The organism is Mycobacterium decipiens (genome assembly GCF_963853665.1).
GTDB lineage: Bacteria > Actinomycetota > Actinomycetes > Mycobacteriales > Mycobacteriaceae > Mycobacterium > Mycobacterium decipiens.
Genome location: NZ_OY970459.1, coordinates 4,503,749 through 4,523,433 on the forward strand (window position 1 = coordinate 4,503,749; position 19,685 = coordinate 4,523,433).

Sequence of the window (19,685 nt, forward strand, 5' to 3'; positions counted from 1 at the left end):
GCAGTGCGCTTGTCGGCGGATTCGGCAGATCCCAGGGCGCTGCTCAGGTCGCCCCGTGCATCGCGGGTCTGCGGCCGATGACACCGTCGGCCTCCAACTCGTCGATCTCCGCCTCGCTCAAACCTAGCTCGGCGAGCAGCTCCCGATTGTGCTGCCCCAGCAGTGGCGCGGGATGGGTGTGGAACCGGCTGGGTCCGCCGGCGAGCCTGATCGGCAAGCTGCTGAGCCGAGCCGGGCCGTTGACGGGGTGCTCAACGGTCTCAAAGAAGCCGCGCGCCGCCAGCTGGATCAGCTCCGGTTGTCGGTGGGGCTGCATCACCTTGGCCACCGGCACGCCCGCATCCCAGAGGGTGCCCACGATGTCGTCGCTGCCGAGCTGCTCGCACCATGCGGCCAGCCGCTCGTCGATGAAATCCTCGTGCTCCCGCCGCCCGGCTACCGCGGCCAACTGCCGATCCCTTGCCCACCAGGGTGATCCAAGCGCCGCGCACAACGATTCCCACTGTTTGTCAGTGGCCACCGCGATGGCGACCCAGCCGTCCAAACGGCCGAATTCGTCGATGTCAGCGGTGCGATAGAGGTTCTGCGGCACCGCCGTTGGTCCCCGGTTGCCGGCCCGCGCCAGCAGTGCCCCGTATGCGGTGTATTCGATGACCTGCTCGGCAGCAATGTTGAGTGCCGCGTCCACCATCGCCGCCTCGACCAACACCCCCTGCCCGGTGTGGCGGCGGTGCTCCAGCGCCAGCAGCAGGGCATTGACCGCATGCACACCCGCGTTCGGGTCACCGACCGAGTACGGCTCGTAGGGAGCGCGGTCGGGATAGCCGGTGAGCCAGCTCAACCCTGCCGCTGACTCGATGGCATACGCAAAGGCCGGGTTGTCCCGCCACGGCCCATCCAGGCCAAACCCGGGCATACGCAGCAGCACCGCGTCGGGCCGAATCGATTGGACCGCTGCGAAATCCAGCCCGATCTGGTCCAGTACCCGTGGCGTGAAATTCTCCGCGACCACGTCGCAGGTCGCGATGAGCCGGCACAGTAGCTCCCGCCCGCGCGAACTTCGCAGATCCAGCGTCAGGCCCTTCTTGTTGGTGTTCAGCGCCGAGAAGATCGGCGACCTCTCCCACCACCGGTCCTCGGTGATCGGCACCCCGGCGATCAGCCGGGTGCCATCGGGGCGACCGGTGGATTCCACATGGATAACCTCGGCGCCCAGCAGGGCCAGAAAATGCGTGCAGCAGGGGCCTGCCCAGAACGTGGTCATGTCCAGCACGCGAAGTCCGTGCAGCGGCAGTTGATTTGCGGGAATGGTGGGCGGCGGCCGGCGAATCAGGTTGGCCGCACGGTACCGATCGGTGTGCTCACCCAGCCGCGGTGCCGGGCCGGGCGGCCGAAGCCGGGCGGGCCGCATCCGGTACGGGTGCCCCGGCTGCTGGAATCCGTCGCGCGGATTTCGCACGAACGAACCGCGTTCGGCGAAGTGATCCAGCGACGCGATGTTGGCTCCGTTCGCCACCGGCGCATTGGGAATCCGGAAGGCCGTGGCCAGTTCCCGGATCTCGTCGACCCGATGACTGCGCACCCACGCATAGATCTCCTCCGCATGGACATTCGCCTGCTCGGTGATCGACAGCGGTGACTCCTCGTCGATCCATTCCGGATGACCGACCATCGCGCACAGGTCGAACCACTGCTGTGCCGTCCCACACCCGAGATCGACCAGTCCGTCTTGGGCGTGAGCCACACCGGGCACCGTGAGCCGTCGCGCATCTCGCCATGGCCTACCCAGCATTTCGAAGTAGGTGACGGGGTAATAGGTCAGACATAGGATCTGGGCTTCCAGCATCGACAGGTCCACGAGTTCTCCTGCCCCACCGTTAATGCGGCCGAACCGTGCTGCCAGAGTGGCCGCACTGGCGTAGGCGCCGGCCAAATATTCTCCGACCTGTCCACCGACAAACACCGGCGCCCGGTCCGGCAGCCCGCGCCCCAACCCGATGATTCCGCCCGCCCAGGCCTGCAGCGTGAACTCAGTGGCGGCCCGATGTCGCCAGGGACCATCCAGCCCGAACGGGGTGATCGACGTGACGATGAGGTGAGGATGGCGACGATAGATCTCGCCCGGCTGAAATTCCAGGCAGTCAACGACTTTCGACCCGGTCGACCACACCACCGCGTCCGCCGCCGCCAGCAGTCCGTCGACCAACTCGACGTCGTCGTCGACTGCCGGATTGGCAACAACGCTGCGCTTGGCACCACACAGGAAGCCGAACAACGAACCGTCCGCGCCGGGCGGAATGGTGGCCCCCGAGGCGGACCACGAGCGCAGCGGATCACCCGCGGGTGACTCGACTTTGACGACATCAGCGCCACCATCGGCGAGCAGTTTGGTGCAGTAGGCGCCCGCAATTCCGGTGGACAGCTCGACCACCGTACAACCGGTCAGCGGCGGCTGCGGCCCGGACAACGCCACTAACGCTTCTTCTTTCGATTCGGGCCCTCGCCGGCGCGATTCTGCTTGCTCAGCCGCCATTCCGGCGGCAATTTGGCGTCCATGTCCTTGACGGCTTCGCCCGGACCCTGATCGATGGCGTCGTCGAGCATGAGGTCGTCTGCGTCTGGTACAACACCGCTGCCCATCGATTCGAAGAAGCCACTGAGCAGGCTGCCCATGTACTCGCCCTGGAACTGCTTCATGATTTCGAAAAACACCTTCTGCATGAACACCGTGTCGTTGGGGCGGTTGCGCGCGCACGCCAGCGCGTACTTTTGGACCTCCGCTTCGAGTTGGTCGCGGGGCACCACGCTGTTGAGGAAATTGCAGTCATACATCTCGGCGGCGGTGAAAGCCCTTCCGGTGAACACCATTTCCTGGAATTTCCGGATTCCCATGGTCTGCGCCCACCACCACATCCGCGGTCCCCAGCCGTAGTACCGGAAGGACGGGTGCCCAAAGAGTGCGTCGTCGCTGGCGACGACCAAGTCGGCATCGGCGGCCTGGTAGAAATGCCAACCGTAGCAGTAGCCCTTCACCTCCAGGATGGAAATCTTCTTAAAATCCTGCAGGCCGCGAATTCCGGAATTCGGGTTGGCATACCACTGGCTCACCGACGCGCCGTGACGGAACGAACCCTGTGGGGGATATTTGACTTCGTCAGCGCCGATACGGAACTCGGCAAGCCGCGGACCCTGATCTGCCGAGTTCATAGCGTCCATGAACTCCTCGAGATCCGCACCCGAGCCCAGGTCGTCACCCGCACCGCGGATCACCAGCACCTTGACCTCGTCGTCGATACTGGCCCGGTGCAGCAGATCCGCATAGCGCAGCCGGGCGGCGATGGTCGGTGCGTTCAGCTGGTCCGGCCGGTCGAAGGTAATGGTCGCGATGCGGGTCTTGGCGTCCTTGTGGTACTGGATGATCATTTCTCCCGGGGGATCCGATTTGGTGGACACGGCTACGCCTGCCAAAACGGGCTGGAGGTCAGGACTTCGGGCCCGTCGGCGGTGATCAGTACCGCTTCCCGCCCGAACACGGCACCGACCCTCGGCTCCCAGACGTAGCCTGTGACGGCAAGAACCATTCCCGGCTCCAATCGTTCATCGGCTGCTGTCAGCGGCAGCCGCTGGGTGATGACGGGCGGGTCAAAGCCCATGCCCAGGCCCCGGGCCACCGGCATCGGCGGCGCCGGCTCCCCCGCGTCGTCGTAGGCGGCCAGCAACTCGCCGGCCTCCGCGTCCGGTCGGCACGCGGCAATTAGCCTGTTCCACAATCGATCCCAGCGGCAGTAGAGCAAATCGGCGCCGTTGACGTCAGCCGTTGGCCAGGTCCGCCCCACCTCGCCAATGTAGCCACCGGCCAGGACCCCGGAGGAGAAGGCCACCAAGTCGCCGTCCCGCACGTGGCCACCGCCGTCAGCCCGCCGCCACGGGTGATCACGCGAAGTCACCCATGCCACATCCTGATTGGCTGGAGTGCTCACCCCGCCTGCCGCCAGGGCCTCCAGCAGCACCCCCGCCAGCGTTTGTTCGCTGACGCCGGGTCGCAGTTCGGACACCGCCGCCGCCAGCCCCGATTCGGCCACCGCGATGGCCTCTCGCAAGACGGCTACTTCCTCGTCCGTCTTGATGCGGCGGGCCGCACGCATGGTTAGTTCCCCATCAACCAGCTCGGCATTGGGAAACGCCATCGGCAGTAGCCTCGCGAAAATCGGTGACAGTGCATCGGTTCCGACTCGCCGGGCAACGGCGGCACCCTCGATGCGTTCGAGCACCGCGATGACGTTCAACGGATTCCAGCAGATGCCGTACAGATTTTCGTGCGGGATGTCGTCGGGAACCCCTTCGTCCCAGGTGCTGAGCAGATGGATGGCGCCGGTCGCACGCACCAGCACACAGGTCGGCCCGAACGGCCGCGTTCCGGCAACCCAGAGTTGGGGCGCACCGGCGACATATCGGACGTTGGCCTGCCGACCCAGCACCAGGATGTCGAGATCGTGTGCCGCCATCTCGGCCAGGGCGCGTTGCCGCCGCCGGCAGCGGAGAACGCGATCGTCGGGCAGTACTTCAGTTGACATAGGGGTCATACGGGTAGTCGGTCAATCGGATCCAGCCTTCCCCGGTGATCACGAACACCTCTTCGCTGCGGTAGCCGCCGGTGCCGTCCTCCCACACCACCGGCTCCAGCACCAGCACCATGCCCGGTTGCAACACAAAGTTCTCATCGAACTCGTCGCCGAGATCTGTTCCGATCATCGGCATTTCGGCGGCATTCACCCCGATGCCGTGGCCCAGATAGAAGTGCGGTAGCCAGGGCCGATCGCCGCCGTTGGCCGCGATTGCGGCCCGGCCCAGGTCGGCGGCGCTGGCTCCGGCCCGAGTCACACCCAGGACGGCGGCCATGATCTCGCGCCATCTGTCGAACTGCGCCTGCTGACCCGGCGCGGGATCCCGGCCGACAATCCAGGTCCGCCCGAAGTCCGAGCAATAGCCGCGGTAGGTGATGCTGACGTCGGTCCACAGCACATCGCCGTCGACCAATTCGCGCTCGGTGGTTAACAGCGGTAGCGCCAGGTCGCCGTGGGTGGTCCACACGGCCTCGGCCTTGCTGTGCGGCATCACCTGCCAGATCGGTTCGAGCATGCTGGCCGTGGCCCCTAGTTCGAAGGCCCGGCGCAAAAATCTTGCCGACAGGTCGATCTGGCGGATACCGGGAGCCAGCGCCCGGTGGACATCGACCATCGCCTCGTCGGTGATCCGGATGGCGCTGCGCAGGCATGCCAATTCGTCCTGCGTTTTGATTACCTTGGCCGCGCTCACCACGCTCGTCGCGTCGATGGGAGCGCCATTGCGGAACAGCAGTTTCTGGGCGCGTGACATGGCGCCCGTGCACTCATCCACCGCGGCCACCGCCCCGGCCGGAATCAGGTCGGTCAGTGCTCTGGCGAAATTCGCTACACCTTCGTCGAATTCGAGATAGACAGGTTCGTGCAGGTGATCGACGGGCAGCTCCGACTCCTGCGCGGCCCCTTCGCGGAACGGAAGGAACAGATGTGGCCACTCGTCGTCGGCAAGCACCACGGCCACCGGCCGCTCGACGTGTGACAGCCCGGCGTCACCCAGCGGCCAACTGGTTCCGGTAGCGTAGACTACGGCGTTGTTGCCCAACAGGATCATCGCATCGATGCCATGCTCGGCCATCACTGACCGTAGCCGGGCACCGGTCTCCCGGCGCATCCGGGCGAGGTCCGGCGTTTCGGGAATCGCCAACGTCATCGAGTCACCCTAGACGCCAATAAATTCGGTGATGTTGCCGCTGACGATCCGGGCCGCATCGTCCGGCCCGACGGCGTCGACGACCGATGCCAGCGATCTCTCGGAGTAGCCGTAGGTGCTTTCGTTGTGCGGATAGTCCGATGACCACATGACTTTGTTGACCCCGATCCGGTCGATCAGCTCCAACCCCAACGGATCGACCATGAACGAGGCGCTCATGTGCTTGTCCCAGTAGTGGCGCACCTCGTGCTCGAGCGGCCGGTTGAACATGTGTCGGTACGACGCCACCAGGTGCTCGGCATCCTGCAGCGCCCACGGAACCCAGGCGATCCCGCCCTCGAACCAGCCGATGCGCAGACCCGGGTGCCGGTCCAGGATGCCGCCGAAGATGTACTTGGCGAACGTTTCCCGGAATCCGTCGATGTTGACCATCATGCCGACGACGACGCTGTTGAACTCGCACGGGCTTTTCGGCGGTGTCTCGCCGATGTGATGCGCGACGGGAATCCCGGCGGCTTCGATCTCGTCCCAAACGGCACTCATCGTCGTGCTCGCATAGTCGATCGGGTTACCGTCGTCGTCTTTGCCCGGGTTCAGCGGCATCAGAAACGTTTTGAGCCCCAGTGATTTCAGCTCGGCCAGAGTCCGTTGGGTACCCCGTGGATCCCACCAGTTGATCAGCCCGGCACCATAGAAGTGTCCAGCAGAGCGTTCTTGTAGCTCCGCGATGTATTCGTTGTAAATGCGGAAGGCGAGTTCGCGAAGTTTCTTGTCCGGGTAGTGAAAGAGCGCCAGGATCGCGTTGGGGAATGCCAGCTCCTTCTCGACGCCGTCCTCACGCAACTCCTGAATCCTGGCCTCGATGTTGGTACTGGCGGCGCCCGGCAGGTCGTCGTACTGCATCAGGACCGCACTGAAGTCGCCCGGCAGAAACGACTGCCCCATGCGCCCGACTTGATAGGCGCCGTCCTCGTACCAGATCCGCGGCGCCTTGTCTTTGAGGTCGTCCGGAAAGCGTTCGTAGAAGATGTCAGCGGCCAGAGAAATGTGGTTGTCCGCGGAGAACACCACGGTGCCGTCAGGTAGGCCCACATCGCTGCCGGCGGCGTGACCGCGGCGATCCTTTGGTGCGCCAAAGCCTTCCGGTGGGTAGAGCGAAACTGCGCTTGTCCGGGTCGACATCACGGGCCCTCCATTCGGATCGGCATTTCGAGAGTAGCGCTCACCATGTCACCGGTAGTTCGTAGACGCCGTATGCGAGCCGGTCGTGTTTGAACGGGATATCGGTGATCGGGACGCCCAGCGCCAAAGTAGGCACCCGGCGCAGCAGCGTGCGGTAGACAATCTGCAGCTCGGCACGGGCCAGCTGCTGGCCCACGCATTGGTGCCTGCCGTAGCCGAACGCGACATTGCGGTCGGCACCGGAGCGGTGCAGATACAGCCGATCCGGCTCGACGAACGCGTGCGGATCCCAGTTCGCCGGCGCCAGGTCGATGATGATGCCCTCTCCCGCGCGAATGACCTCACCGGCGATATGGATGTCCTCGCGCGCGACGCGGCGTTGGCCGTTCTGAATGATGCTGAGATAGCGCAGCAATTCCTCGACCGCGTTGGCTACCACGTTTGCATCTTCGGCGTCGCGGATGACGGCCAGTTGATCGGGATTCTGTAGCAGGGCAAGCACCCCGAGCCCGATCATGTTCGCGGTGGTCTCGTGCCCGGCAATCAACAGACCGGTGCCCAACTGCGCGGCCTCCCGCACGCTGAGTTCACCCGCCTTGACCCGCTCGGCGAGATCGGAAACCGCATCTTGCTCGGAGTTCAGGGCCCGATTCCTTATCCTGGTCTCGACCAGCTGGCACAGGTATTTGTGCAGGCTCATCGCCCCTTTGATGGTGTCCGCACCGGTCGCGAAGCGGGCGAGCCCGACAGTGGCGTGGTGCTGGAACATCTCGGCATCCTGGTAGGGCACGCCGAGCAGCTGGCTGATCACCAACGAGGGAACCGGCAGCGCCAACGCGGTGACCAGGTCGGCCGGCGGTGGGCCGGCCAGCATCGTGTCGATGTGGTCGTCGGTGATCCGCTGGATGGTTGGGCGTAGGTTTTCCACGCGCTTGTAGGTGAACGGCTTCGACAGCATCCGCCGGAATCGGGTGTGCTCTTCGCCGTCGGAGGTGAAGACCGATCGCGGGCGCTTGTGCACCGAGGCCAACATGCCCGCGTTCCAGTGCGGGAACCCGGACACCCGGTCGTCGACGCTGACCCGGGAATCGGAGAACAACTCCCGGCATTGCTCATAGCCGGTGATGAGCCACGGTGTGCTGCCGTCCCAGATCCGAACCCTGGACAGTGGCTTGCGTTCAGCCAGCGCCATGACCTCCGGAGGTGGGGCGAACGGGCAGCGCAGGGCCCTGGCCATTGGATAATCCGGAATCGGCGAAGCCGCCTCGGTCGTGGTGCTTGCCAGAGTGTCGGACACGCTCACTCCTCGATGTGGATTGCCGATGCCGGGCAGAGTGCCGCGGCTTTTCGGGCATCCTCGGCCTGTTCGGCCGGTGGGTGCCCGTTGAGCAGGACGACGACGCCGTCTTCGTCGCGCTGATCGAAAACCTCCGGAGCGGTTCTGACGCAGTTGCCGGATGACGCGCAGAGGCCTTGGTCCACAGTCACTTTCATCGTCATGCTCGTCACTCGCGCGGGGTCACGGGCGCTCGCCACAGGCCCACGATCGCGTCGATGAGGCCGATGGCCGCGGCCCGCCAGGACGGGCGGGACTGCGAAGCGCCGGCGGCGAGCGCGCGCTCAAGGTCCGCGCAGGTGTGCATCAACAGGTTGCGGGCCATGACGTTACGTTCGAAGCGAACCTGCACCGGCAGATCAGGCAGGCAGCCGTTGATGCCGTCGATGACCTGAACCAGCGACCGTGAGCTGAGCGCGTCCTTGACGATGATGTTGTGGTAGGCGGGATCGGTCATCGCCTGTGCGGCGAACCGCGCGTACCAGGTTGGATTGCCGAGGGCGGCCAAGTGCTCGGTGAGCGGACACACCAGGCAGGCCACCCAGTCCCGCATGGTGGCGGTCTCGCCGCCGAGCTGGGTCACCATTTGCTCGCGCAGCTGCTCAATGGGGCCACGATGTTTGTGTTCGATCGCACGAACCAGGTCGGCCTTGGTGCCAAAGTGATAGCCAACAGCGGCATTGTTCCCCTGCCCTGCGGCCTCGCTGACCTGCCTGTTAGAGACGGCAAAGACGCCGTGTTCGCCGAACAGCCGCTCGGCCGCCCCCAGAATCGCCTCCTGCGTGGAGCTGGCCCGCTCGCCGCGAACGGCTCTGCCGACTGTCGTCATTTCGCCAGTCAACCCGCACTAGGTAATTAAGTCAAGCGATTGATTTAAATTGGAGGCGCCGCCGAACGTGAACCTGCTGCGAAAGAATCGCGAAAAGTTCGCGCTCAGTTCACGTTCGGCGCAAGGACCGAACCACCTTGCCGGCGACCGTCCCACCATCCACCGGCAGCACGGTTCCGGTGACGTAGCGCGACCGCTCACTGGCGAAATACAGCGCCGCCTCGGCGATGTCCTCGGGTGTACCCTCACGCTTCAATGGCCGATCGGCTCGCATCGTCTCGCGGATTGCCGCCGTGTAGCTCGCGATCGTCTCCTCATCCATCCCCGCCGCCGACGACGCCAGCAGCGGCGTGGGAATGTTGCCCGGCGCGATAGCGTTGACACGGATCTCGTAGTGCGCCAACTCGATTGCCGCGGATTTGGTGAACTGAATGACGGCCGCCTTGGACGCACGGTAGGTCATCACGCCGCCGCCGGCCTGGATCCCGCCGATCGAGGTGAGGTTGATGATGGATCCGCCACCGTTGACGGCCATATGCCGCGCGGCATCTCGGGTCCCCACCATCACACCCATGACATTGACCGCCATGACGCGGTGAAAGTCGCCCAGATCGTCGTCGAGGAATCGGCGGTGCATGGTTCCCGAGATTCCGGCGTTGTTCACCATGACGTGCAGGCCGCCGAAAGTCTCGACGGCCACCGCCACCAGCGCCCCAACCTGTTCGGGGTCGGAGACGTCGGTCCGGCGGAAGAGAGCGTCGCGGCCCAGCGTCGCGGCCACCGCCTCACCGCTGCCGGCCTCCACATCGGCGATGACGACCCGTGCGCCCTCGGCCACGAACCGCTCCGCCGTGGCGCGACCGATTCCGGAGGCACCGCCGGTGACGATCGCTACCTTTCCGGCCAGCTCGTTGACCACATGACGAGTTAATCGGTGCCAGCCACATTAAGTCAAGCAGTTGATTTACGCCAGCGACGCACCAGATGGGTCGATATTCGACGGCACGACTGGCCAGTGCGCGGGGGATGATGGATTCGACAGTTCATGGGGTGCGTTGGGAAGGCTGAATCATGAAGGTTTTGGTTATCGGCGGCAGCGGGCTGATCGGATCTCAGGTCGTCGCCATGCTCATCGAGCTCGGACACGAAGCCGTCTCGGCGTCACCGAGCTCGGGGGTGAACACCGTGACCGGCGAAGGTGTTGCCGAGGCCGTCGCCGGTGTGCACACGGTCGTCGACGTGTCCAACTCGCCGTCCTTCGCCGACGACGATGTGCTGAGCTTCTTCACCACCTCGACCACAAACCTCCTCGCGGCGGAGCGGGCCGCCGGCGTGCAGCACCACGTCGCGCTGTCGATAGTGGGAACCGATCGGGTACCCGAAAGCGGTTACCTTAGGGCCAAGGCAGCCCAGGAGAAGCTCATCACGGAGTCGGGAGCCCCGTATTCAATCGTGCGGGCGACTCAGTTCTTCGAATTCGTCACCGGGATCGCTGATTCGGCGACCGACGGCGACACCGTGCGCCTGTCACACGATGCGGCCATCCAGCCCATCGCCGCCAAGGACGTCGCCACCGCGGTTACCAAGGCGGCGATCAGCGAGCCACTCAACGGGATCACCAACATTGCCGGCCCGGAAAAGTTCGGCATGGACGACCTAATCCGTGCCGGACTTGCCGCGTACGGCGACGCGCGCCACGTGGTCAGCGACCCCACCGCCCGCTATTTCGGCGCGGTGCTCGACGACCGCAGCATCGTCCCCGTCGCCGGCGAGGACGTGACCACCTACCCCACCCGCTACGACGACTGGCTGGCAGCTCGGCTGCCCAGCGGGTCGAGCTAGCGGGCCGGCACGGGCACCGAAGCGGCCGCCCCACCCCGTCCGACCGGCACGCCCGAATACATTCGGGCTGAATTTGTTTCAGCTGGCAACGCACCGAGACCCAGGTTGCCATTCCGTCGGCATAGCGTCGGATTCCGATAACGCGAGGTGACCGTGTCGAGCCGAAACAACCCGATGGTAGCGACGATTCCCACCAGAATCATTCCGGCCCAGACGATTTCATCGGCATTGAACCGATGCGCCACACTCATCAGAGATCCTATCGCGAGATTGCCGACCAGGATTCCGACTCCCACTATGGAGCTGTAGAACCCGTAGTGGGTGGCCACCAGCCGGTCGCCCGATAGTGAGACCACGGTTCGCATTTCGAAAGGAAACAACGCCGCCGAAGCGATAGCGAGCAGACCCGCCGACACTAGTAGGGCCGTGACCGCCGCAGCCGTACCGAACCGTTGGCCGTTCGGGACAACCGCGAGTGGTACGAACGAGGCCGCCAGCGTCATCGCCCCGACGACCAGGCTGCGCTCGGTCCCCCACCGCGCAGAAAGCCAGCGGGTGATGCGTATCTGGCCGGCGATGGCAACCAGACCCGAAACCGCGAACATCGCTGCCACCAAGACAGATTCGCTGTGCGGCGCGAGGATCGACGCCTGTATGGGGAGAGCCAGATAGATCTGGAACGACAGCACATAGCATCCGGTCATGGCGGCGGCGAACCACAGAAAAGGCCGATTGCGAACGACCGTCCGCCAGTCGTGCAGAATCGATGTCTTTTCGCGATCCGGGTCGGCCCGGTGCTGGGGTAGTGCGAACAACTGCGCGACGGTAAGCACGGCGAAGACCGCTGCGGCACCCAACACCGTTATCCTGAAATCCATTGCCAGCAATGCCAGTCCAACCAGCGGACCTAGTAGGATCCCCGACTGGTAGAAGACGTTGAATATCGCGAACGCTTCGATCTTTCGCTCACCGGCTTCGTCGGCAACATAGGCGCGCACCGCGGGGTCGAACAGCGCACCAGCGAAACCCGTTGCTGCAGAGGCGATCAACACGCTAGGTAGGGATTGCGCGATCGCTAGCAGCGCGAACCCTCCGGTGCGAATCAAACATCCGGCCACGATCAACGGCTTATAGCCGAACCGATCGGCAAGCGTGCCACCCACAAAGAACATGCCCTGCTGGGCGAAGTTCCGCACGCCGAGCACCAAACCCACTGCCCAGGCCGCCAGCCCAAGGGGCCCGGCCAGGTAGGTACTCAGATACGGCATCAGCATGTAAAAACCCAGGCAGATACCGAACTGGTTGATCATGAGCACGCGGCTGGGGCGATTCAAACTGCGGAACTGGTCAAGCAGTCCCATCACGCCACCACCTGGCTTGGCTCGACCACCGTGGAGGTGCGGGTCCACCGCGTGACACGCCGGTCGGAAGACTTCGCTATCGTGTCCGGCTCGGTGGGCGACTCGCCGTCGAATAGTTGGTGCTGCCTGCAGTACTCATCGTTGTAGATGCTGTCGAAGTAGCGTTGCGGGCCATCGGGGAAGATCGCGGCGATAGTGGTGTCGGACGAGAAGGTGCGCGCTGCCCACCCGGCGACCAGCGCCACCGACCCCACGCTCCATCCACCGCTGACGAAGTGCGTGGCGGCCATGGCGCGAGCAGACCAAGCGGCCTCGGCGGGGGCGACCCAGTGCACTTCATCGAATGCGTGGTAGTCGACGTTGCGGCACGGGACGCTGTTTCCGAACCCGGTCATCCGCCTGGCCGCCAAAGGCTGCCCGAAGAGCGTGGATCCGATGGAGTCCACACCAATCAGCTGCATCTCCGGATTGAACTCGCGCAGCACTCTGGACACGCCGGCCGAATGTCCGCCGGTTCCGACCGAGCACACCAGGACATCGACGCGCCCGAGCTGGGCGACCAGCTCCAACGCCAGCGACCGGTAGCCCGCAACATTATCCGGGTTGTCGTACTGGTTGGGGTTCCACGCGTTGGGGTCGGCCGCCAGCAGCTGCTCAACCCGTTCTATGCGGGCCTGCTGCCACCCGCCGGTCGGATGCGGCTCGGTGACCGTGTCGATGCGCGCGCCGTAGGCCGTGGCCATGCGCGCAATAATGGGTTCCAGATCCGGATCGACGACCAGGGTGACCGGGTGCCCGTATACCCTACCGGCCAGCGCCAGCCCCAATCCAAGTGTGCCACTGGTTGATTCGACTATCGCGGCACCCGGCGCGAGGTCGCCGCGAGCGCGGGCACGTTCGACCATATGCAATGCGGGGCGATCTTTCATGCCGCCGCCAGGGTTGAATGCTTCAAGCTTGGCCCAGAATCCACGGTCCGGGTCTGAGGTCTCGGGTATCCAGAGCACCGGGGTATTGCCGACCATGGTGCCCAGCTCGCGATTCCGGCCGGGAGTCAGGTGGTATCCGTCGGGGATGAGGCGGTACCGGTCGCCGGTCGGTCGCACCCTTACCGAGGTGCGGTGCGACCGGTTGGGCAGGAGGATCCGCGGGTTCGGGGCGATGCTGGTAGGGCTTACCGGGTGCTGCGGGGGCAGGTTGTTGTTCATTGTGATCGTCGCTTCTGCATCGGGGCCGCCAATCATGTGCGGCAATTGATGGGGGTCAGCGGTCACCGGCGGTGGCGAATGGCCACCACGGCCTGGCGCTGACCAGTCAGCGACGAGCCAGGCAGAACCGGGTCAACAGGTCTTGACCGGTGCGAACGGATCGCAGCGCCGGTGGCGGACCGCGCCCGGCCGGTACGACGAGGTGGGAAAGCACAGCGGTGATGCCGCCCGCCGCCGCCACGGCATCCGAGGGGAACACCGGGGTGGCTGAGCGCGGCAGCACCGCCGTCGCGAACTGTTGCGGGCACGGTGGCGTCGAGTTGTCCACAATGTGCGCATGGTCGGTGTTGATGATGAACTCGCCGCCCACCGATGTCGTCAACGGGTGGTTCGGGTGAGCCACATGACGGTGGAGTTGCGGGAGCCAGCATTGGGCAGTGACGACCAGCAAGGCCAGCGCGACCGCGACGATCGCGGATCGCATCCACACCGCCCGCTGTGCTATCACGCCGCCCACTGTATACCCCGTACGGGTATGGTGTAAAGGCCGGGCCTGGCAGCGATCGATCACCCATTGCGCGCTGCCCGTTGTCCGATCAGGGTACAAATAGCGGAACCGACTGCGAAACGAGGAGCGATCCATGCCCGAGCTGCCGACCAGCGGTAACCCCTTCGACAGGGTACGGCTCAGCAGGCGGGGGTTCCTCGGCGCCGGCATCGCCAGCGGATTTGCCCTGGCCGCTTGCGGCTCGAAGCCCCCGGCGGTGGGTAGCGCCGCCGCGATGACCGCCGCAATCGACGCGGCCGAGGCAGCCCGGCCGCACAGTGGGCGAACCGTGACCGCCACGTTGACCCCACAGCCGCAGCGGATCGACCTGGGGGGGCCGATCGTCGACACGCTGGCCTACGGCGACACGATCCCGGGACCGCTGATCCGGGCCACCGTCGGCGATGAGGTTGTCGTCTCGGTGACGAACCGGCTGGGTGGTCCGACATCGGTGCATTGGCACGGCATCGCGCTGCGCAACAATATGGACGGCACCGAGCCCGCGACCCCGAACATCGGCGCCGGCCAGGAGTTCACCTACCGCTTCTCCGTCCCCGATCCGGGCACCTACTGGGCCCATCCGCACGTCGGCCTGCAAGGCGACCACGGCCTGTACCTGCCGGTCATCGTCGACGACCCGACGGAGCGGGGCCACTACGACGCGGAATGGATCGTCTTCCTCGACGATTGGACCGATGGTGTCGGAAAGTCCCCGCAACAGCTCTACGACGCGCTGACCGACCCGAACAAGCCCACCATGCAAGACATGCCCGGGTCGGGGGCTACCACGACGAGCCCAACAAGCCCAACCACAACCCCGACAGCCGGTATGCCCGAAGGGGAAGTCGGCGACAGCAACCTGCTCGGCGGCGACGCCGGAGACATCGCCTATCCGTACTACCTGATCAACGGTCGAATTCCCGCGGCCGCCACCTCTTTCTCGGCCAAGCCCGGCCAGCGAATCCGGATCCGCATCATCAACAGCGCCGCCGACACCGCGTTCCGCGTCGCGCTCGCCGGGCATTCGATGACGGTCACCCATACCGATGGTTACCCGGTGGTTCCGACCGAGGTCGACGCCCTGCTGATCGGCATGGCCGAACGCTACGACGTCATCGTGACCGCCGCCAGCGGCGTCTTTCCCCTGGTCGCCCTCGCGGAGGGCAAAAACGCGTTGGCGCGCGCGCTACTCTCCACCGGCGCCGGCAAACCACCCAACCCGCAGTTTCGGCCGGATGAACTCAACAAACGAGTGGGCACCGTGGCGACGTTCACCGCCACGAACGCTGTCAACCTGGGTCGGCCCGAGCCCAACCTCAACCTGCCGGTCACCCTGGGCGGCACCATGGCGAAATACGACTGGACGATCAACGGGGAGCCCTACAGCAGGACCAAGCCACTGCACGTGCGGCTGGGCCAACGGCCGACCCTGGTGTTTGACAACACCACCATGATGTATCACCCAATCCACCTACACGGGCATACCTTTCAGATGATCAAGGCCGACGGCAGTCCCGGTGCCCGCAAGGACACGGTCATCGTGCTACCGAAGCAGAAAATGCGCGCAGTCCTGGTCGCCGACAACCCCGGCGTGTGGGTAATGCACTGCCACAACAACTACCACCTAGTCGCCGGAATGGAGACGCTCCTGGACTACGTCCTGTGACGCCCTAGTCCCCGAAGAAGCCCAGCAGCAGCTCGTTGACGATGGACGGCTGCTCAATCTGCGGGCAGTGACCGGCGGCATCGACCGCCACCCAGCGTCCGTCCTCGATCTGGTTCGCGATCTGTGCGGCCCAACCGGAGCGAAGTAGCTTGTCGTCGCGCCCCTCGACGATAATCGTGGGCACCGCGATTCGGTGATACGGCCGTAAACTCGACGGGGTCGGCGGTGGTGGCGTATCGGGACGGCGAAAGCGGGCCGCCGCCACGGCCTCCCAAGCCCCGGGCGCGATGCTGGACTCGTAGCGGCGCCGCACATATTCCTCATCGGCCGGATAGCCGGCGTCGTAGAAGAGCGCCTCGACGATGCGCCGCATGCCGGGCAGGGTTGCGTCGTAGTGCTGCAGGCTAGCGAAGTGCCGATTCTGCTGGATCTCCCCGCCGCCACAGATGATCGCCATGGTGGCAACCGGTAGCAGCGGTGCACCCGACGTGGCGTCGGTGAGCAGCATGATGGCGCCCAGCGAGTTGCCGGCAAAGTGCGCCGATTCGATTCCGAGCAGCTCACAAAACCGCGCCACGTGGCGAATGCGCATCCCGCGGCCATCGACGAAATCGACGACCTTCGCCGACTCGCCGAATCCCAGCAGGTCCGGTGCCAGCACACGGTGCTGCGCCGCCAGCGCGGCGATGTTGTGTTCCCAGCCGATATCGGCGCTGGCACCGAATTCGCCGCCGTGCAGCAGCACCACCGGGTCGCCTTCGCCGGCCTCCAGATAGCTGGTGACAAGACCGTCGACCACCGCGGTTCCCCGCTGAATCTCCACCGGTTCGCTATTTGATCGCGATCGGATTCACCGGAGATCCCACGGCGCCAACGACTCTCAGGGGTGGCGCGACGAGCTGGAACTCGTAGACGCCGTCGGTGGCACAGTCGGCGGCCAGCGCGGTGAGGTCCCAGTACTCGCCGAGCATCAGCCCCATGTCACGCAGGCAGAGCAGGTGGAAGGGTAATGCGAGGTCCTCGACTCCCGATACCGGGTCTTCCACCTGGAGGTTGTCGGCCGCGACCGCCGCGATCTCGTGGTCGTGCAGCCAGGAGGCGCATCGCCAATCCAGTCCGGAGTACGGTTCGGTCTTGTTTCCGGTCTTGAGAAACCTTGCCCACCAGCCGGTTCGGATCAGCACGATATCGCCGCTCTCGATGGTGACGCCCTGCGTACGAACGACGTCATCCAGTTCTTCTGGAGTGATCGGGTTGCCGTGTTCCAGGAAGACCTCCGCACCGCGATGGCGCACCAGATCCAGCAGTACGCCACGCGAGGTGATGCCCTTGCCGTCAACCTTGTCGATGCCGCAGTGGTAGGCACCCAGGCTGGTTACCGAACTCGCCGGAAACCCGTTGTAGAGCTGGTCTTCGTAATAGACGTGCGACAAGGCATCCCACTGGCTGGCCGCCTGCAGCGGCATGATGATCATGTCGTCGTTGAACCGGAACGGATTGTCGACCACGTACTTGCTCGTCTGCTGAGCCACCAGGTTCCGCGCCCAGCCCGGCCCGTACTGGGCCAGTGTGTTGACATCGCCGCCGTCGACGGTCATCAGATGCACCGGATTGTGCCGGAACTCGAAGGCTCCCTGCGGACCTGACGATCCGAAATCCACGCCGAGCGGGAATACCTTGCCGTGCCGGACCAGGCTTGCGGCCTGCCGCACCTTCTCGGCGGTGATGAAGTTCAGCGTGCCCAGCTCGTCGGCGTCTCCCCACCGCCCCCAATTGCTAACATCGCGAGCTACCCGCCGAAAGTCGGTCAGGTTGGCCATGGGGCACGTCCTTCCTCGAGTTCACGTGCGATCGCAGCGCCCACGTTTCCGCCGTCGACCCACACGACTTGCCCCGAAATATAGCTGGCCGCACGACTATTCAAAAACACGAGAACAGCGGCCTGCTCGGCCGGATCCGCAACCCGGCCCAGCGGCTTGGGAATGTCATCCAGAAATCCCTGGCCGTAGGCGGTGCGCAACTGGTCCAGGATCGGTGTCTCGGTGACCCCCGGACCGGTACAGTTGATCCGGATACCCTGCGAACCGAGACGAGTCGCGTTGCGCATGGTGTAGAGGATGATCGCCTCCTTGGACAACCGATAGCCACCGGCCAGCGCATCAGGGTTGCGCTGACACCAATCGATGCCCTCCTGCATCGTCGTCGCATGCAGTAGCGGCGCGACGAACCGCTGATGTTGTCGGTAGTCAGCGGCGGCGAGCGAAGACACACTGACGATGGATGATCCCGAGGCCATCCTGGGGAGCAGCGCCTCGGTGATATGCCGCAGGCCCAGAAAGTTGATCGCCACCACCAGCGCAGCGTCGCCGATCCCAGAGGAGACACCGGCAACGTTGAAGAGCGCGTCGACCGGCCCGCGTATGCCCGTGACGGCGTGATCGATCGACATCGGGTCTGCGAGGTCGACGTCGTGAAACTCGTTGATGTCGACCCACGGCCGGCGCCTGTCCACTCCGATGGTGTGGGCGCCGAGCTCGGAAAGCTGCCTGACCACTTGCGCCCCGATCCCCGACGCGCACCCGGTGACCACGACTCGGCGGCCGTCGTAGCGCCACAGCTCGTCGCAGCGGGGCTGCGATGTCACTGGCGCTGCTCCTTTGCGCGTTGTGCCGCCTGGACACGACCCTCGTTGATCTCCGCCATGGCCTCGGGAATCTCGCTGGCGGTGAACGTACCCCCACGCCCGGTGGGCAAGCCGCCGAACGAATAGTTCTCGTCGAACCGGGGAGCCGACGATTCCGGCCGGCGCGCTTCAATCTTTTCGATGACGGGCGCCAACCGTGCGGCCTTGTCCGCCACCGCCTTCTCGTCGCGCTCGATGAACTCGGGCAGCACCTCGGAGCCCATCAGCTCGATGGATTCCATGGTTCCCTCGTGACTGCGCGGGTTGAGCAGCAGAATGATCTCGTCCACGCCGCTGTCCTCGTAGCCGCGCAGGAACTCGCGCACCGTGGCCGGCGACCCGATCGCGCCGCGGCCGGGCCCATAGGCCAGCGTCGGGTCCTTCTCGACCTCGTCCAGGTACCGGGTCCAGACTCCGGTTCGGCCAGGCGTGTGCACCCCGGTCATGTAGTAGTGCATGATCCCGAACGAGAAGAATCCACCGCCCCGCCCGAGGCGTTCGAGCGCTTGTTCGTCGGTCCGGGCCACCATCATCGACAGATCACCGCCGATAGCCAGGATGTTCGGGTTGACCTGCGGTGTGACCGGCACACCGTTCTCCTCGAAAGCCTTGTAATAGCCGTTGACCCGCTCAGTGAGCGGACCGGGACCGGTATAGGCGAAACTCAGCGCGCCGATGCAGTTTTGGGCGGCCATCGCCACGGTGGACGGCCGGGTACATGCGACCCATACCGGTGGATGCGGCTTCTGCATGGGCTTGGGAATGACGTTGCGGGCCGGCATCTCGACGTGCTCGCCTGTGAAGCCGGTGAACGGCTCCTCGATCATGCACCGGATCGCGACCTGAAGGGCCTCCTCCCATTGCGCGCGCTTGTCGGCGGGATCGATACCGAATCCCCCGAGTTCACCGACGGACGAAGATTCCCCTGTGCCGAACTCCACCCGCCCATTTGAGATCAGGTCGAGGGTCGCGATGCGTTCGGCCACCCGGGCGGGATGATTGACCGCCGGCGGGAGATGCATGATGCCAAAGCCCAGCCGGATGTTCTGAGTCCGCTGGCTGGCCGCGGCCAGAAAGATTTCCGGCGCTGTGGAATGGCAGTATTCCTCGAGGAAGTGATGCTCGGTGAGCCAGACGGTGGAGAAGCCGGCCGCATCCGCGGCCTCGACTTCGTCGAGGCAGTCACGCAACATCACCCGCTCGTCATCCGGCTGCCAGGGACGCGGCAGTGCGAATTCATAGAACAGCGAGATCTTCAC

The 19,685-nt window shown here is 65.0% G+C and carries 18 protein-coding genes; 2 read left to right on the forward strand and 16 right to left on the reverse strand.

Annotated features, from left to right (window positions below):
* Positions 1-43: 43 nt before the first annotated feature.
* The 9 genes from AADZ55_RS19810 to AADZ55_RS19850 form a co-directional block, all read right to left on the reverse strand.
* Positions 44-2,473 carry a CaiB/BaiF CoA-transferase family protein gene (locus tag AADZ55_RS19810; RefSeq protein WP_242670199.1) on the reverse strand — a complete coding sequence of 810 codons (2,430 nt, stop codon included), beginning with the start codon at positions 2,471-2,473 and terminating at the stop codon, positions 44-46.
* Positions 2,473-3,423 carry an enoyl-CoA hydratase/isomerase family protein gene (locus AADZ55_RS19815; RefSeq protein ID WP_085326345.1) on the reverse strand — a complete coding sequence of 317 codons (951 nt, stop codon included), beginning with the start codon at positions 3,421-3,423 and terminating at the stop codon, positions 2,473-2,475. The genes AADZ55_RS19810 and AADZ55_RS19815 overlap by 1 nt, the downstream gene beginning before the upstream one ends.
* A gap of 32 nt (positions 3,424-3,455) precedes the next feature.
* Positions 3,456-4,574, reverse strand: coding sequence for a M24 family metallopeptidase (locus AADZ55_RS19820; protein ID WP_085326325.1), 1,119 nt, complete (start codon positions 4,572-4,574; stop codon positions 3,456-3,458).
* Positions 4,564-5,772 carry a M24 family metallopeptidase gene (locus tag AADZ55_RS19825; protein ID WP_085326323.1) on the reverse strand — a complete coding sequence of 403 codons (1,209 nt, stop codon included), beginning with the start codon at positions 5,770-5,772 and terminating at the stop codon, positions 4,564-4,566. Before AADZ55_RS19825 ends, AADZ55_RS19820 begins: the two co-directional genes overlap by 11 nt.
* Before the next feature lie 9 nt (positions 5,773-5,781).
* Positions 5,782-6,843: an amidohydrolase family protein gene (locus AADZ55_RS19830; protein ID WP_207569126.1), complete on the reverse strand. Its 1,062-nt coding sequence runs from the start codon at positions 6,841-6,843 to the stop codon at positions 5,782-5,784.
* A gap of 151 nt (positions 6,844-6,994) precedes the next feature.
* Positions 6,995-8,251 carry a cytochrome P450 gene (locus AADZ55_RS19835; protein ID WP_085326319.1) on the reverse strand — a complete coding sequence of 419 codons (1,257 nt, stop codon included), beginning with the start codon at positions 8,249-8,251 and terminating at the stop codon, positions 6,995-6,997.
* 2 nt (positions 8,252-8,253) lie between these two features.
* Positions 8,254-8,448: a ferredoxin gene (locus tag AADZ55_RS19840; protein WP_085326343.1), complete on the reverse strand. Its 195-nt coding sequence runs from the start codon at positions 8,446-8,448 to the stop codon at positions 8,254-8,256.
* Between the two features lie 11 nt (positions 8,449-8,459).
* Positions 8,460-9,119, reverse strand: a complete 660-nt coding sequence (locus tag AADZ55_RS19845) for a TetR/AcrR family transcriptional regulator (RefSeq protein WP_085326317.1) — start codon at positions 9,117-9,119, stop codon at positions 8,460-8,462.
* 109 nt (positions 9,120-9,228) lie between these two features.
* Positions 9,229-10,038, reverse strand: a complete 810-nt coding sequence (locus AADZ55_RS19850) for an SDR family NAD(P)-dependent oxidoreductase (RefSeq protein ID WP_085326315.1) — start codon at positions 10,036-10,038, stop codon at positions 9,229-9,231.
* A 152-nt stretch (positions 10,039-10,190) separates the two neighbouring features.
* Here AADZ55_RS19850 and AADZ55_RS19855 point away from each other — a divergent pair, with 152 nt between their 5' ends.
* Positions 10,191-10,961: an SDR family oxidoreductase gene (locus AADZ55_RS19855; protein ID WP_085326314.1), complete on the forward strand. Its 771-nt coding sequence runs from the start codon at positions 10,191-10,193 to the stop codon at positions 10,959-10,961.
* Here the strand turns inward: AADZ55_RS19855 and AADZ55_RS19860 are convergent.
* Genes AADZ55_RS19860 through AADZ55_RS19870 form a run of 3 tightly spaced genes read right to left on the reverse strand, consistent with a single transcriptional unit; the run spans position 10,958 to position 14,014 of the window.
* The gene (locus tag AADZ55_RS19860; RefSeq protein ID WP_085326312.1) at positions 10,958-12,322 is read right to left on the reverse strand and encodes an MDR family MFS transporter; all 1,365 of its coding nucleotides are present in this window, start codon (positions 12,320-12,322) and stop codon (positions 10,958-10,960) included. The two genes, AADZ55_RS19855 and AADZ55_RS19860, sit on opposite strands and share 4 nt — an antisense overlap.
* Positions 12,322-13,596, reverse strand: a complete 1,275-nt coding sequence (locus tag AADZ55_RS19865; RefSeq protein WP_242670198.1) for a PLP-dependent cysteine synthase family protein — start codon at positions 13,594-13,596, stop codon at positions 12,322-12,324. The genes AADZ55_RS19860 and AADZ55_RS19865 overlap by 1 nt, the downstream gene beginning before the upstream one ends.
* A gap of 40 nt (positions 13,597-13,636) precedes the next feature.
* Positions 13,637-14,014, reverse strand: coding sequence for a hypothetical protein (locus tag AADZ55_RS19870; protein WP_085326339.1), 378 nt, complete (start codon positions 14,012-14,014; stop codon positions 13,637-13,639).
* Positions 14,015-14,171: 157 nt separating this feature from the next.
* Between AADZ55_RS19870 and AADZ55_RS19875 the strand changes: the two genes are divergently transcribed.
* Entirely contained in the window at positions 14,172-15,743 is a 1,572-nt protein-coding gene (locus AADZ55_RS19875; RefSeq protein WP_085326310.1) for a multicopper oxidase family protein, read from the forward strand.
* A gap of 4 nt (positions 15,744-15,747) precedes the next feature.
* Here AADZ55_RS19875 and AADZ55_RS19880 read toward each other — a convergent pair whose 3' ends face one another.
* The 4 genes from AADZ55_RS19880 to AADZ55_RS19895 are packed head-to-tail and all read right to left on the reverse strand — an operon-like array spanning position 15,748 to position 19,685.
* A complete protein-coding gene (locus tag AADZ55_RS19880; protein WP_085326308.1) occupies positions 15,748-16,566 on the reverse strand; it encodes an alpha/beta fold hydrolase in 819 nt (272 codons plus the stop codon).
* A gap of 7 nt (positions 16,567-16,573) precedes the next feature.
* On the reverse strand, positions 16,574-17,563 hold the full coding sequence (locus AADZ55_RS19885; protein WP_085326306.1) for a cyclase family protein: 990 nt from the start codon (positions 17,561-17,563) through the stop codon (positions 16,574-16,576).
* Positions 17,551-18,387: a coniferyl-alcohol dehydrogenase gene (locus AADZ55_RS19890; protein ID WP_085326304.1), complete on the reverse strand. Its 837-nt coding sequence runs from the start codon at positions 18,385-18,387 to the stop codon at positions 17,551-17,553. The genes AADZ55_RS19885 and AADZ55_RS19890 overlap by 13 nt, the downstream gene beginning before the upstream one ends.
* Positions 18,384-19,685, reverse strand: coding sequence for an LLM class flavin-dependent oxidoreductase (locus AADZ55_RS19895; protein ID WP_085326302.1), 1,302 nt, complete (start codon positions 19,683-19,685; stop codon positions 18,384-18,386). The genes AADZ55_RS19890 and AADZ55_RS19895 overlap by 4 nt, the downstream gene beginning before the upstream one ends.